Below are 15,202 nucleotides of genomic sequence, written 5' to 3'. Positions count from 1 at the left end.
CGAATGTCCGGTTTGTCAACGCGGCAAGTTGTTTCTATACTGTAATTAGTGGCATGTGCAACTATTTTAAGAACGGGAGGAAGCCGGATGATCGATCAGCGCCATACGATTACAAGGTGGGTGTCGCTCCTGTACCGTTACGGACAAATGTACATCGGCGAGCGGCTCAAAGCGCATGGCATCGGCAAAGGCCAGCATATTTTTCTGAACGCGCTGTATAAAGAAGACGGCCTCAGTCAAGAGGAGCTGTCGAGCTATTTGAAAATCGATAAAGGAACGACGGCCAAAGCGCTGAAAAAACTGGAGGCGCAAGGTTATGTGCTGCGGCAGGTACGGGCGGAGGACAAGCGTTCTTACCGCGTCTTTTTGACGGAAAAGGCTTGGCGGATCAAGGACGAGGTGCGCGGGGTGCTCACCGACTGGAGGCACATCCTGTCCGACGGCTTGACGGAGGAGGAGCAGCGGCTCGCCCTGGAGCTGCTGGAGAAGATGGGCGCCAATGCGGCCCGGTTTATCGAGGAAAACGACAAGACTCCGAAAGCTTAAGCAGCGAAATTACATTTGGAGGCAGGTGAACGCTTGTGAATCTGAAACATGCGGGGATGAGGGTCGTCAACAACAACTTTCACGCCCTGACCCATAAAAACTACCGTTACTTTTGGTTTGGACAATGCGTTTCCCTGATCGGCACCTGGATGCAAAACATCGGCCAATCCTGGCTCGTGCTGACGCTGACGGGCTCGCCCCTGCTGCTCGGGCTGGTAGGAACGATCCAATTTTTGCCCATTACCTGCTTTTCGCTATTTGCGGGAGCGCTCATCGACAAGTTTCCGAAACGGAACATTCTGATTGTGACCCAGACGGTGTCGATGCTGCTGGCCTTGATCCTGTCCGCTCTTGTTTTTACGGACACCGTCAAGTACGGCTATATTCTGGTCCTCGCCTTCCTGCTCGGGCTGACGAACACGTTCGACATGCCGACGCGGCAGGCGTTTAATATCGAGATCGTCGGCAAGGAAGACCTTATGAACGCGATCGCGCTCAATTCGACGACATTCAATCTGGCCCGCATCGTGGGGCCGGCAATCGGCGCCGGTATGATGGCTTACCTCGGAGCCGGGTGGTGCTTTCTGCTGAACGGACTCAGCTTCGTGGCCGTCATCTACGGGCTGCTGCAAATCCGTACGACGCCTTACGTCCGCGAGAAGAAAAAAGACACCGGGCTGCTCAAGGAAATCAAAGACGGCATCGTGTACATTTCCAAAGACCGGCTGCTGGCGCGCACGCTGCTGCTCGTGACCGTCGTCGGCACGATGGCCTATAACTTCAGCGTGCTGATTCCCGTCTTCACGAAAGACGTGCTGCATATGCAGGAGAAGACGTACGGGCTGATGATGTCCTGCCTCGGCGTCGGATCGCTGATCGGGGCGCTGACGATGTCGTTCCGCAGCAAAAAAGGCCCCCGGCTGTCCTTGATCATCACTTGCTGCATTCTCATCTCGGTCTTCCTGCTGTTGAACGGGATGACCGGCTCTGTGTACATGTTCGGCCTGCTTCTGGCGCTGCAGGGCTTCTGCAACATCCTGTTCGCGACCAACTGCAACTCGTCCCTGCAAATTCACTCCAAGGACGAGTACCGGGCCCGGGTCATGAGCGTGTATTCGCTCGTCTTCGCCGGCTCGACGCCGGTCGGCAACCTGTTCACCGGCTTTGCGGCCGATCATTACGGGGCCAACGGCGCGTTCTTCCTGTGCGGCTTGTTCTGCCTGATACCGTGTCTGATCATTATCATCGCGTACCGCAAAAAAGCGGACGAACCCGAAGAGTCCGCAGCGGCTTGAGATGGCGGAAGCTGATCGAGCGATAGGTAAACAGAGAATTGACCGCCAGGCAAGCTTAGCGGTCAGAGCGTTGAGAAAGTGGTTTTGACAAAAATAGAGATGCAAACGGAGGTGGGTATCCACTGGAGAAGCGATAGCGGCCGCCTTTGTCTTCGGGAAATGTCCGCTACTAAGCGGCTTCCAATCAAATTTCTCGAAGACAAGAGCGGTTGGAAGTGGATACCCCACCCCCTCGTAACTTCTATTTCATCATTTGACAACTTTCTCGCCAAGACTAAGGCAACTCAGCGGTCAATTCTCTTTTTATATTATAGCTGCTACGCGCTTTTTTGCCGAACCAGCTTGGCGCTCAGTTGCGGACTAAACTGCTTCTCCCATTTCGAAACCACAATCGTAGCCAGCGCATTGCCGATCACGTTGACGGTCGCTCTGCCCATATTGAGCAGGAAATCGATGCCTGCGATGAACGCCAGCCCTTCGAGCGGAAGCCCGACCGATTTCAGCGTCGCCAACAGCACGACGAACGACAAGCCGGCGACCCCCGCGATGCCTTTCGAAGTGATCATCAGCACAAGCAGCAGCGAGATTTGCTCGCCAAGCGACATGTGAATGCCGTAAAGCTGGGCGATAAAGATGGAAGCAAGCGCCTGATACAAGGTAGACCCGTCCAAATTGAACGTATAGCCGAGCGGAATAACGAAGGAAACGATCGATTTCGGACAGCCGTATTTCTCCATCTTCTCCATAAGCTTGGGCAGCACGGTTTCCGAGCTGGCTGTAGAAAAGGTCAGGATCAGCTCGTCCTTCAGCAGGTTGAGCAAGGCGAAAAGCTTGATGTTCACCAGCTTGGCCACCGCCCCGAAGCAAATGACGACAAAGAAAGCCATCGCGCCGTAGGTCACAAGAATCAATTTGCCCAATGGAAGCAGAGATTGCACGCCGAATTTCGACACCGTCACCCCAATAAGCCCGAACACCCCGAATGGAGCCGCTTTCATCACATACCCGACGACATTGAACATCGTTTCGGACACCATCTTGAACGTGGCGACCAGCGGTGCGCCTCTTTCCCCGAGCGCCGCCAGGCCCAGCCCGAAAATAACCGAGAAAAAGATGATCGCCAGCAAATCGCCCTTCGCCATGGAATCAACGATATTGGTCGGGACGATGTTGATCAGCATATCGAAATGCCCTTTGGCCCCGACCTGATTCGTCGTCTCGACGTATTTGGAGATATCCCCTTTTGTCAGCTCCTGCATGTTGACACCGGCCCCGGGATGAAAGAAGTTCGCGAAAAACAATCCGACCACGATCGCCAGCGTCGTGACGATTTCAAAATATAGTATCGTGCGGAAGCCGAGCGTTCCGAGCCGTTTGGCATTCCCCATCCCCGCGACGCCGACGACAATGCTGGAGATGACGATCGGGACGACAATCATTTTGATCAGCCGGAGAAAAATGTCGCCTAGCGGCTTCAAGTACGCCTCTACCCCGGGGTTTTTGTAAAAAATGATGCCGACGATAATTCCCGCCACCAGCCCCGCGAAGATTTGATACGCGATTCCAAACTTTTTCATAACGTCCCCCCACCTTCTTCGTTGTTGAACAAAACCATCAGACCACGCATAAGTTGTTATACAAATCCCCCACAAAACGCTTGCATTTTCGACAAACCATCGCGTATGATAGCGATAGGTGTATGACAAATTTCACAATCACATCATACAAAAGCGTTTTCATTTTGTCTATAGCTAATTTTAAATCCATTTTTGTATAACAACTTATGAGAACATCAGAATGAACGAGTTGAGAGGAGAGGCAAAATATGTATGACTACATTGTGATTGGCGGCGGCATTGTCGGACTTTCGACGGGATATGCGCTCACCCGCCGTTACCCGCAGGCGAAAATTCTCGTCATGGAAAAGGAGGAGCGGCTTGCCTTTCATCAAACCGGGCATAACAGCGGCGTCATTCACTCCGGCATTTATTACAAGCCTGGCAGCCTGAAGGCGCGTTTTTCCAAAGAAGGCGGGGATGCGCTGCGCCGCTTTTGCGACCAGCACGGGATCGCTTACGACATGTGCGGGAAAGTGATTGTAGCTACGGAGCCGGAGGAGCTGCCGTTGCTGGAAAACTTGTACGCACGCGGCCTGCAGCACAAGCTGGATCTGGCGCTGATCGACGCCGAGCAGCTTCACGCCATCGAGCCTCACGCCGCCGGTCTGCGGGCGATCCGCGTCAACGCAGCAGGGATCGTCGATTATAAGAAAGTGGCCGTGGCGTTCGCGGACGTCATCCGGCAGCGGGGCGGCGACGTCCTCTTGAATACCGAGGCGCAGCGCATCCGGGAAGGAAGCGAAGGGATCGAGGTCGAATGTAATAACGGAACCTACCGGACGCATTACCTAATCAACTGCGCCGGGCTGCACTGCGACCGGATCGCGACCATGCAGGGCCTGACGACCGGCATGAAGATTGTCCCTTTTCGCGGAGAATATTACGAATTGAAGCCGGAGAAGCATGGGCTGGTCAAGCACTTGATCTATCCTGTGCCGAATCCGAACTTCCCTTTTCTGGGCGTGCATTTTACGCGGATGATCGACGGTCACGTTCACGCCGGGCCGAACGCCGTGCTGAGTCTTAAGCGGGAAGGCTACCGGAAGACGGATTTCGACCTCCGCGATTTTATGGAAGTGATGACGTACCCGGCTTTCTGGAAAATCGCCAAGCAGAACATGGGAGAAGGCTTGAAGGAAATCGTCCGCTCGTTCAGCAAAGCCGTGTTCGTGAGCAGCTTGCAGCGGCTGATCCCGGAAATCCGGGAGGACGATTTGATCCCGTCCGCGAACGGCGTGCGCGCGCAGGCGTTAACGAAGGACGGAAAGCTCGCCGACGATTTTCTGATCGTCCAGAACGAGCGCTCCATCCACATTCTCAACGCGCCCTCCCCGGCCGCTACCGCATCGATTGCCATCGGAGAATCGATCAGCGAGCGAATTCCGGAGCCGAAGCATTCCATTCCCTATGCCGTAGGGTAAGAAGGATGAGGAAACGATATGGCCAAAAAAGAAAAGATTTCGCAAAAAATTGTGCGCGACGTGCTCGCGATGATTGAGGAAGGGCGGTTTCCGGCGGGCTCCAAGCTGCCCACGGAAACCGAGCTGGCTGCGCATTTTGGCGTCAGCCGGCTGCCGGTCCGGGAAGCCCTCAGCGTGCTTCAGGCGATGGGGATCGTCTCCTCGCAGCAGGGCGGCGGAAGCTACGTGGAAGACGCCATCCCCTCTTCCCTGCTGCAGCACTTTCAAATTCAATATGCCGATGCCGAAAGCATCCGGCACTTGTTTGAAATGCGTAAAATTTTGGAGCCGGAAGCCGCCGCTCTTGCCGCAGCCAGACGGACGCCGGAGCAGCTCGCAAGCATCCGCGAGGCTTTGAAGCGAATGGAGGACGATTTGAACACGGAGGGCGGAACGGCGCAGGAAGCGGATTTTGAATTTCACCGCTCGATTATTGCGGCGACGAACAATCCGATCCTGATCCGCATGATGGAAAGTCTATCTTCGCTGTACCGCAAATCACTTGAAATTACGCTCAAGCAAAACATCGGCTTGAAACGGAAAAAGCAAGTCGTCTATAACGAGCACGAAAATATTTTGCTGGCGATCGAAGCCGGAGAGCCCGAACTGGCGAAGGTACAGTCCGCGATTCACGTCCGGAATGTGGAGAAGAAGCTATTCTTGTTTCTTGAATCGTGAGTCAGCCGCTGCCCTCGGCCGCTTCGTAACGAATCGTTCCCGGCTCCCGGCGGAAGCCGCGCGTCATCCAGAGCAGGTACAGCAGGCCGAACAGCGTCCAGGCGCCGCCTAGCATAAGGGAATTGCGCTCCAGGTGCGTCCAGAAAAACAAGACGAAGCCGATGCCGGCGAGCGGAAACAGCAAGTAGCGCAGGAGCGCCAGCCAGGACCGCTGCTTTTCCCGGAATATATAGTGTACGATGACAGATAAATTCACAAAAGTAAATGCTGTCAGCGCACCGAAGTTGACGAACGACGTGGCGACGAGCAGATCCAGCACGAGCGCCGTCAGCGAAATGAGGCCGATCAGCACAATGTTGAACACCGGCGTGCCGAGCGAGCGGTGGATGTAGCCGAACACCTGACCCGGCAGCGTCCGGTCCCGCCCCATCGCGAACAGGAGACGCGATCCGCTCAGCTGCGACACGAGCCCCGAGGCCAGCGTGGAGGTGAGCGCAGCGGCCAGGAACACGGCCTGAAACAGGACGCCGCCGAGCGCCAGCGCGATTTCGGCGGATGCACCTTCCGGGTTGTTCAATACGGATACGTCCGGGAACAGCCTTTGCGCGAAGTACGAGGCGGTGAAAAACAGTCCGCCACCGAGCATCGTGATCCATAGAATGCCTCTTGGAATCGTCGTCCGGGGCTCTACCGTTTCTTCGGACAAGGTCGTCACCGCATCGAAGCCGAGGAAGGCAAAGCACAAGATCGACGCTCCGGTGAGCAGCGCTCCCCAGCTCGCATCCGCGGACAGCAGCGGCTGCGCCGATACGAGTGCCTCTCCGCCCGCGCTCAGCCGGTAAGCGGCCAGCACGACGAACAACGCCACAACAAGAAATTGAAACGCCACGAACAGCGCGTTCACCGAGACCGAGACATTGACGTTAAACAAGCACAGCGTCGTAATCAGCGCCACAAATCCGGCGACCCATACCCACTGCGGCACATCGGGGAACGCCGACGACAAATAGATCCCGGTGAGCAGCGCGTTCATCATCGGCAGAAACAAATAGTCGAGCAGCGAGACCCAGCCGACCAGAAAGCCTGCGTACGGCCCGATCGTCTGCCGGGTATACGTATAGGCGCTTCCCGCGGACGGGTACACCTTCACCATGTGTCCGTAGCTCATCGCCGTGAACAGCACCGCCGCAATCGTAAGCAGATACGCGGCCGGAACATGCCCCGCCGTCACTTCGGATACGATGCCGAACGTATCGAATACGGCCATCGGGGCCATATAGCCGACCCCCATCGCCACAATATGCCAAAGCTTCAGCCGACGCTGCAATACCGGTTTTTGTTCCATGCGATCATCCACCTATTCTAAGATACACGTTCCTATTCATGTTACTTGGCGAAAGCCGCAAGTCCGAGACGCGCCTTCCGTTGGACGCTCGCCAATCGGGCGAACAAGCCGAACGCGCCCAGAGCCAAGCCGGATATCAGACCGATCCAATAGCCGTAGGCGCCGAGATCGGTATAGTTCGCCAATCCGTAGCCGACCGGCAGACCGACGACCCAATACGAAACGAGGGCGACGATGAGGGTCACATTCACGTCCTTGTAGCCGCGCAGCGCTCCCTGAATCGGGGCGGCGATCGCATCCGACAGCTGGAAGAAAATCGCGTAGATCAGAAAATGCTGCGTCAACGCGAGCACGTCCGGCTCCCTAGTGTAAATCCCGGCTACCTGCTCGTTAAACAGCCATAACACGACCGCGCAGAGCAGCGACATCCCGACCGCGAGGCCGATGCCCAGATAGCCGTATTGTCTGGCGTCCTTGTACCGTCCTGCCCCGGCTTCGAAGCCGACCAGAATCGTCAGCGACAAGGAGATGCTGAGCGGAATCATATACAGGAACGAGGCGAAGTTGATCGCCGCTTGATGTGCCGCGATCGTTACCGTGTTGAAGTTGCTCATCAGCAGCGTTACCGCGGCGAAAATACTCGTTTCGAACAAAATAGCGAAGCCGATCGGCACGCCCATCTTCAGCAGCTCTTTCCAGACGGACAGCGAGACGCGGTACAGCTTGCGGAAAATGCCGAACGCGGCGAACGGCTGCATGCGGGCAGCCACGGCCAAAGCCACGAGAAAAATGACCCAGTACGTAATCGCCGAAGCGACGCCGGTTCCTGCGCCGCCCAACGCGGGCAGCCCCATTTTGCCGTAGATCAGCATATAGTTCAGCCCCCCGTTCACCGGCAGCGACAGCAGCGTGATGAACATCGTCACCTTCGTATGGCCCAGGGCATCGATAAAGCAGCGCAGTACCGTATATAAGAACAGCGGCAAAATGCCGAACGCAATCGAAATCAGGAACAAGCGGGCGATCCGGCGCACCGGCTCCTCCAAGTTCATATTCTCCAAAATCGGATTCAGCGCGAACGCTCCGGCCAACAGCACCGCAGCCGATACTCCGACGGCCAAATAGAGCGCCTGCACGACCTTAAAAGGAATTTCCTCCTTGCGGCCGGCCCCTACCAGCTGGGCGACCATCGGCGTAACGGAAAACAAGATGCCGCTGAGTCCGGTCTGTATCGGAATCCAGATGCTGGTGCCTATCGCCACCCCCGCCAAATCCTTGGCGCTCACATGCCCCGACATGAACGTATCGAAAAAGTTCATCGCAAACATCGCAAGCTGCGTCACCAGGATGGGAAGCAAAATGACGAACAATTGTTTTGTTTTTTGAGATAGCTTGTCTGTCGATTTCATGATTAAAACTCCGAACCTCCTTTTACCATTCTTGCAGCCGCATCGTTCCAGTTTATGCGATGAAAGGGATTACAGGCAAGATTTTTTTGCGAGGCGGTTGCGGGAGGACCATTCGGGAAACAAGGCAAGCGGGCAAAGGATAGACGGGCATGGATCGCTGTGACGAACGACGCTGCTTCTTTACAACATCCTCTTCAAGATCCATAATACAATGAGTACCAAATTATGGAGGAGTATCGAGAAATCATGAAATCGGCAGTTCCTTATTTGCAAGTCGCAGCGGCGATGCTGATCGTCGGAAGCTTTGTCATCGTCAATAAAATCATTATCCGCACGTTTCCCGTGTTTTTGGCCTCCGAGCTTCGGCTGTTAACCGGCGCCATCATTATGACGCTGCTTCTGCTCGCCCGCGAAGGACGTTTTCCGGCCCTGACGAAGAAGGATCGGGTCGTTTTATTTTTCCAATCGTTTATCGGCGTGTTTCTGTTCAGCTTCTTTATGCTGTACGGCTTAACCTACACGACCGCGCTGGAGAGCGGCATCATCACAAGTATGACCCCGGTGATGGTCGGGCTGATTTCACTGTTGTTTTTCAGGGAGCGGCTGCGCTGGAATCAAACGGCAGGCATCGTATGCGCCGTCCTCGGAGCGCTCGCCATCAATATTTTCGGGGGCATGTTCAATGCGTCCTGGAGCTTGCATACGTTGTGGGGAAACCTGCTCGTGCTGTTGGCCGTTGCCGGGGAAGGCGTGTTTTTGACGTTCGGCAAGCTTGTCTCCAAGCAGGTCAGCCCGATCGCCATCGCGACGATGACGAGCTTGCTCGGCTCGGCGTTTTTTTTGCCGTTTGCGGCATACAATGCAGCAAGCTTCGATTTTGCCGCGGTGAGCGCGACGGATTGGCTGCTTGTGCTGTACACGGGAGTTGTCATTACGGTCATCGCCACGATATTGCTGAACCAGGGGATGGCGAAAATTTCGGCGGGCTCGTCGGCGGCTTTCACCGCATTGATGCCCCTCAGCACCATCGTCATGTCGGCGTTGTTTTTGCATGAATCGTTTTACTGGTACCATTTCCTGGGGATCGCCTTCGTCTTTGCCGGGATTGCGTTTGCGACCCTGCCCTCATTTCGGCCGAAACGGGATACGAAGCTGTCGGCACAGCCAAAAGGCTACGAGGGATTGTGATCCCAAAAGTCGTCGTTGAAACATTTTACAGAGGGAGAGCGTCTTAACAAGCTGACGGTATAATTGAACAGGAGAGTATGCATAGCAATGAAAAAAACCGGACGATGGATCTTAGCCTCTATGATCGCTGCAAGCATGGCGCTTCCCTTTACCCCTTCATCCGCCAAAGCGGCACCGGTCGTAAAGGTCATGCTGCCGACCTATGCCGTGAACGTGGACGGAAACAAAATCGACAATATCCATCTGGCGTATCCGCTCATTAATTATAACGGGGTCACTTATTTTCCGTTAACCTGGAATGTCGGCGCAGGTTTGGGGCTTGGGATTTCCTGGAGTCCGGATACCGGACTGTCCGTCCAATCCCATAAGCCGAAGCAAAACGAGCTGTCCATGGAAGCCGGGGCAACCAATACCCGAGCAGCGTATACGGCACAAATCGCACCTTTTCCCGTGACGGTTGACGGTCAGACGATCAGCAATGAGACAGAGACTTATCCTCTATTGACGTTCCGGGATGTGACATACTTCCCGATGACTTGGGAGTTCACAGTAAACCGATTCGGCTGGAAAACCTCTTGGGATGACCGGACCGGTTACGCCATTTTCACCCAACAGCAGAGCTTGGTTTGGGACCGCCTGATTTACGATGACGCGTCCTTCTTGTATGCTGCCGCTACATACAATGGCGGTAATCGGATCGTCAAGATCCCGAAAGATTTCCAAGGCGTGCCTGCGTTGTTGAATGACGAGGAAGCGGCGAAGGTTCGACAGCTTGCTTATCCGTCACCGGAGCTAAACAACGCCAAACAAACCGAGCGCAAAGGGGATAAATTATATGGGGGAGGGGCCGAACTTCTCGATATCAAAACCCACACGGAGAAGCATACGGCGCTGTACGGGCCCGGAATCAGCGATGTGCAATACGACGAGCATTTCGTGAAAATGAACAACGGGGGCACCGTGTTCAACCTGGCTTTGCGCGCGCCACTAGCGAGCATGACGATCGCGGACCCTGATACGCACACTTACTTCGTCAAGAACGGCAAATCCTCCGAGATCCAAGCCTTTGACAAAACGATCCAAGGCATGGAAACCGCAACGGGTGGAACGTGGTTGTGGAGCTACGCTCCGACAACGCAGAAGTCCGGCAACCCTATCGGCAGCGTCGGCTTGATCGGCAAAGTGCTATGGCTCGACAACGAAGGGAACTCCCGGTTGTGGAACGATACGCTGAAGGCGGAGCAGTTGCGCGTGCTCAAAGCCGATAAAAACGCACTGATCGTCGAGGCGTACCGGCTGACAAGCCCGGTCACCGAACCGTCCGCCGCCACCCAAGGCTACTTCCGACTTCAATCAGACGGCTCCTACGAAAAATTGGCCGACTATACCAACAGACAAGGGTATGCCGACCGGCAAGGAAATTTATATGAGCTGAGCGGACCGAACCGGATTACGAATCTTACGAAAAACATAAGCCATACATGGAAAGACAGTGAGCTGGCCGAAAGCGGCAGCGAACCGGTGCCCGGAGCGTAAAAAACGAACGCAGCAGCCTTGGCCCCCCTATCTTGAAAATGCAAAGACCGTCTTCCAGCAAAGAAGGCGGTCTTTGCTGTTGATAAAGTGGTTTTGACAAGAATAAGAGATATAAACGGAGATGGGGTATCTACTGGAGGAGCGATAGCGTTCGCCTTTGTCTGCGGGAAATATCCGCTATTAAGCGGCTTCTAATAGAAATTTCCCGCTGACAACAGCGACCGGAAGTAGATACCCCACCCTCTCGTAACCTCTATTCACACGAGATGGCAGGCCACGTAATGGCTGCCCCCGACATCGCGGTAATCCGGCACCTGCTCGCGGCAGACCGGCTGCGCCAGCGGGCAGCGCGTGTGGAACTTGCAGCCCGAAGGCGGATTGGCGGGGCTCGGAATGTCGCCCTTCAGCACGATCCGCTCGCGCCGTACGGTTGGGTCGGGCACCGGCACCGCCGACAGCAGCGCCTGCGTGTAAGGATGCAGCGGGCGGGCGAACAGCTCATCCCGCGGGGCCTGCTCCACCATCGTGCCGAGATACAGCACGCCGATCTGCGTGCACAGATGCTCGACGACGCTGAGATCGTGCGAGATGAACAGATATGTCACTCCGCTTCGCTCCTGCAGATCGCTGAACAGGTTGACGATCTGCGCCTGAATCGACACGTCCAGCGCCGACACCGGCTCGTCGGCTACGACGAAGTCCGGATTCAGGATGATCGCCCGGGCGATCCCGATCCGCTGCCGCTGGCCGCCGGAAAATTCGTGCGGGTACCGGTCGTAGTGGTCGGGAAGCAGGCCGCAGACGGCCAGCACTTCCCGCACCCGCTCCCGAGCCTCCGCCTTCGTCGCCAGCCCGTGGTCGATCAGCGCTTCGCCGATCGCCTCGCCGACGCGCATCCGCGGATTCAGCGAGCTGAACGGATCTTGGAACACAAGCTGCATCGAGGGCCGCAGCTTGCGCAGCTCGTCTCGGGACAGGCCGTACAAGTCCGTCCCTTTGAAATAGACGTCGCCCGCCGTCTTCTCCGTCAGCCGGAGCACGGTGCGGCCGATCGTGCTTTTCCCGCTGCCGGACTCGCCGACGAGTCCGAACGTCTCGCCGCGCCGGATGGCGAAGCTGACCCCGTCCACCGCCTTGACGTCGCCGACGCGGCCGCCGAAGACGCCGCCTTTGATCGGATAGTATGTTTTGAGTTGTTGAACCTTCAGCAGGGCGTCCGTCATCGCGATTCCTCCTCATAAAGCCAGCAGGCGACCCGGTGCTCCGCCCCCTGCGCCCGCATCGGCGGCTGCTTCGTGCGGCAGATGTCCATGCAGTGCTCGCACCGGTCGCTGAAATAGCACGAATCCCCCAAGCCGATCAGGTTCGGCACCTGCCCGGGGATCGAGTACAGCCGGTCCTTCCGCTCGCCGATGACGGGCTTCGATTTCAGTAAGCCCTGCGTATACGGATGCTTCGCATGGCGGAATAGCTCGACTACCGGCGCTTCCTCAATTACTTTGCCCGCATACATCACGACGACGTAATCCGCCGTCTCCGCAACGACGCCCAGATCGTGCGTGATCAGGAGAATGGCCGTATTGTACTGCTCCTTGACTTGACGGAGCAGATCGAGAATTTGCGCCTGGATCGTCACGTCGAGCGCCGTCGTCGGCTCGTCGGCGATGAGCAGCTTCGGGCTGCAGGCGAGCGCCGAAGCGATCATGACCCGCTGCAGCATGCCGCCGCTCAGCTCGTGGGGATAGGCAGCGAACACACGCGCTGCGTCGGGAATGCCCACTTTTCCGATCAGCGATATGACTTCCGCCTTCGCTTCCTTGCGGCTGAGCAGCCGGTGCTCCATCAGCGGCTCCATCAACTGCTCTCCGATCGTCAGCACCGGATTGAGGGACGACATCGGCTCCTGGAACACCATCGCGATCTCGCTGCCGCGAAGTCGCCGCATCTCCTCGGGCTTCAGGGAGAGCAGGTCGCGGCCGTCCATCTCGACGGCTCCACTTTCGATCTTCCCGTTATCGGCCACCAGCCGCATGAGCGACAGCGCCGTGACACTTTTGCCACTGCCCGATTCGCCGACGATGCCGACCGTCTCCCCTTCCCGAATGCGGAAGCTGACATCGTTGACCGCCTTGACGACGCCGGACTCCGTATGAAAATACGTATGTACGTGTTTGAATTCGACGAGTGTTTTGTTCAACGCCGCTTACCTTCCTTTCAATCGGGGATCGAGCGCGTCCCGAAGCGCATCGCCTAGCAGGTTGATGGCGATGACGGTGGTCAAAATCGCCACGCCCGGCGGAATCCACACCCAAGGCCGCTTCTGGAAATCGATGAGCGAGTTCGCCGCATCGAGCATATTCCCCCAGGACGGCGTCGGCGGAACGACGCCTAGTCCGAGGAAGCTGAGCGTCGATTCGCTGATAATCGCGCCCGCGACATGCAGCGTAGCGACCACGATCAGGGTCGGTACGGTGTTCGGCAGTAGATGCCGGAACATTTTGCGCCGGTCCCGCAGCCCCAACGCTTCCGCCGCCTGCATATACGCCTGCTCCCGCAGCACCAGCAGCTCGCTGCGGACGAGCCGCGCCAAGCCCGGCCAGCCCAAGAAGCTCAGCATCAGCATGACGATATAAATCCGGTAATCCGACGGCACCTTCCACTCCGACATGACCGCCCCCATAATAATGAGCAGCGGAAGGCTCGGAATGGTCAGCAGCACGTCGGCAAAACGCATAATGACTTGATCGACGATCCCGCGGTAAAAACCGGCGAGCGCGCCAAGCACCGAACCGACCGCCACCGACAACACGACCGAGGCCACACCTACGGTCAGCGAGATGCGTCCGGCCTGCATCAGCCGGGTCAGCACGTCCCGGCCCAGACCGTCCGTCCCGAGCCAGTGCAGCGCACTGGGCGGCTTGTTGATCCGGGCGACGTCGACCTTGCCGTTCGCGTAAGGCGACAAATACGGCCCAAGGAAGCAAAACAAAATCATAAATACCAAAAACGCCAGGCCGAACAAAGCCAGCTTGTTTTTGCGCAGCCGGCGCGCCGCTTGCCTCCACGGCGAATCCGCCGCGGTCTTCCGGGCAGGTACCGCAGCGCCGGGCAATCCGGGACCAGCCGTTCTTTTTGCATCGATCATCATGACGTCCCCCTACTTTAACCGAATCCGGGGGTCGGCCACCCCGTAGAGCAGATCCGCGAGCAAATTGCCTATCACCGTCAGCAGCGCGAGAAACATGGTGAAACCCATCAGCACGGGATAATCCCGCACGCTGAGCGCCCCGAAATAAATGTACCCGGCACCCGGCCAATGAAAGATTTTCTCCGTAATGATCGCGCCTGCGAACAGTCCCGGCAGCTCGAAGCCGAGCAGCGTAATCGCCGGAAGCAGCGCATTGCGCAGCGCGTGCTTGAACAGCACGACCCGTTCCTTCAAGCCTTTGGCCCGGGCGGTCCGGATGAAATCCCGGCGGATCACCTCCAGCATGTTCGTGCGGAAATACCGCGTGAGCGACCCGACGCTGAGCAGCGTCAGCACCGTTACGGGCAGGATCATGTGATGCGCCACTTCCCAGACACGCGCCCAGCCTACGGTTTGACTGCCCGTATTCGTGATGCCCCCGACCGGAAACCAGGCGAGATCCACCGCGAAAACTTTGATCATCAGGAGCCCGAGGAAGAAGGACGGGAACGACATGGCCGCAAACACGCTGAGCGTCACCAGCCCGTCAAACCAGGAGTACTGCTTCACGGCCGAGAATACGCCGACGACCAGCGCGATCGTCCACGTCAAAATCATCGACACCAGCGCGATCATAAACGAGTTCCAAATGAACTTGCTTAGAAGGTCCGACACCGGCTCCTGATACTGCATCGAGTAGCCGAGGTTGCCCGTCAACAAGTTGCCGAGCCAAATAAAATAGCGCTCCAGCACGGGCTTATCCAACCCGTAAAGGGTCCGAAGCTCCTGCGCCCGCTCGGGCGTCAGTTTCGGATTCGTATCCACAAAATCCCCGGGCGTCATCGCGAAGACGACAAAAATAAGCAGCGACGCCCCCACCAGCATCGGGATCATCAAAAGCAGCCTGCGAACGATATACGATTTCATGATCGTCCCCCC

General features: G+C 56.8%; 13 protein-coding genes. 6 read left to right on the top strand and 7 right to left on the bottom strand.

Going from position 1 to position 15,202, the window contains the following annotated elements:
* Positions 1-87 precede the first annotated feature (87 nt).
* Together NI000_RS11255 and NI000_RS11250 are read left to right on the top strand one after the other, a co-directional pair.
* On the top strand, positions 88-546 hold the full coding sequence (locus NI000_RS11255; RefSeq protein WP_253410512.1) for a MarR family winged helix-turn-helix transcriptional regulator: 459 nt from the start codon (positions 88-90) through the stop codon (positions 544-546).
* Positions 547-581: 35 nt separating this feature from the next.
* Positions 582-1,841, top strand: a complete 1,260-nt coding sequence (locus tag NI000_RS11250; protein ID WP_253410510.1) for an MFS transporter — start codon at positions 582-584, stop codon at positions 1,839-1,841.
* Positions 1,842-2,158: 317 nt separating this feature from the next.
* Here the strand turns inward: NI000_RS11250 and NI000_RS11245 are convergent, their stop codons facing one another.
* Positions 2,159-3,418 (bottom strand): cation:dicarboxylate symporter family transporter, encoded by a 1,260-nt coding sequence (locus NI000_RS11245; protein WP_253410507.1) that lies wholly within the window; start codon positions 3,416-3,418, stop codon positions 2,159-2,161.
* A 248-nt stretch (positions 3,419-3,666) separates the two neighbouring features.
* On the opposite strand from NI000_RS11245, the gene lhgO reads away from it, so the two are divergent.
* Positions 3,667-4,881, top strand: a complete 1,215-nt coding sequence (gene lhgO / locus NI000_RS11240; RefSeq protein ID WP_253410505.1) for an L-2-hydroxyglutarate oxidase — start codon at positions 3,667-3,669, stop codon at positions 4,879-4,881.
* A gap of 18 nt (positions 4,882-4,899) precedes the next feature.
* Positions 4,900-5,598 carry a FadR/GntR family transcriptional regulator gene (locus NI000_RS11235; protein ID WP_253410504.1) on the top strand — a complete coding sequence of 233 codons (699 nt, stop codon included), beginning with the start codon at positions 4,900-4,902 and terminating at the stop codon, positions 5,596-5,598.
* Between the two features lies 1 nt (position 5,599).
* On the opposite strand, the gene NI000_RS11230 is transcribed toward NI000_RS11235, so the two are convergent.
* The gene (locus NI000_RS11230; protein ID WP_253410501.1) at positions 5,600-6,943 is read right to left on the bottom strand and encodes an APC family permease; all 1,344 of its coding nucleotides are present in this window, start codon (positions 6,941-6,943) and stop codon (positions 5,600-5,602) included.
* 41 nt (positions 6,944-6,984) lie between these two features.
* A complete protein-coding gene (locus NI000_RS11225; protein ID WP_253410499.1) occupies positions 6,985-8,352 on the bottom strand; it encodes an MATE family efflux transporter in 1,368 nt (455 codons plus the stop codon).
* A gap of 246 nt (positions 8,353-8,598) precedes the next feature.
* Here NI000_RS11225 and NI000_RS11220 point away from each other — a divergent pair, with 246 nt between their 5' ends.
* Together NI000_RS11220 and NI000_RS11215 are read left to right on the top strand one after the other, a co-directional pair.
* Positions 8,599-9,540, top strand: a complete 942-nt coding sequence (locus NI000_RS11220) for a DMT family transporter (RefSeq protein ID WP_253410497.1) — start codon at positions 8,599-8,601, stop codon at positions 9,538-9,540.
* Positions 9,541-9,627: 87 nt separating this feature from the next.
* A complete protein-coding gene (locus NI000_RS11215) occupies positions 9,628-11,076 on the top strand; it encodes a hypothetical protein (protein ID WP_253410494.1) in 1,449 nt (482 codons plus the stop codon).
* Positions 11,077-11,333: 257 nt separating this feature from the next.
* Here the strand turns inward: NI000_RS11215 and NI000_RS11210 are convergent, their stop codons facing one another.
* From NI000_RS11210 to NI000_RS11195, 4 genes are read right to left on the bottom strand one after another with little or no spacing between them, the layout of a single operon-like run.
* Positions 11,334-12,299, bottom strand: coding sequence for an ABC transporter ATP-binding protein (locus tag NI000_RS11210; protein WP_253410492.1), 966 nt, complete (start codon positions 12,297-12,299; stop codon positions 11,334-11,336).
* Positions 12,296-13,273 (bottom strand): ABC transporter ATP-binding protein, encoded by a 978-nt coding sequence (locus tag NI000_RS11205; protein WP_253410490.1) that lies wholly within the window; start codon positions 13,271-13,273, stop codon positions 12,296-12,298. The genes NI000_RS11210 and NI000_RS11205 overlap by 4 nt, the downstream gene beginning before the upstream one ends.
* Before the next feature lie 6 nt (positions 13,274-13,279).
* Positions 13,280-14,221: an oligopeptide ABC transporter permease gene (gene opp4C, locus NI000_RS11200; RefSeq protein WP_253410465.1), complete on the bottom strand. Its 942-nt coding sequence runs from the start codon at positions 14,219-14,221 to the stop codon at positions 13,280-13,282.
* Positions 14,222-14,233: 12 nt separating this feature from the next.
* Positions 14,234-15,190 (bottom strand): ABC transporter permease, encoded by a 957-nt coding sequence (locus NI000_RS11195; protein ID WP_253410463.1) that lies wholly within the window; start codon positions 15,188-15,190, stop codon positions 14,234-14,236.
* Positions 15,191-15,202: the final 12 nt, after the last annotated feature.

This window comes from Paenibacillus tyrphae, assembly GCF_024158745.1.
Taxonomy (GTDB): Bacteria; Bacillota; Bacilli; order Paenibacillales; family NBRC-103111; genus Paenibacillus_G; species Paenibacillus_G tyrfis_A.
The sequence above is the reverse complement of the archived record's forward strand: the minus strand, read 5'-3'. Positions and strand labels throughout refer to the sequence as shown.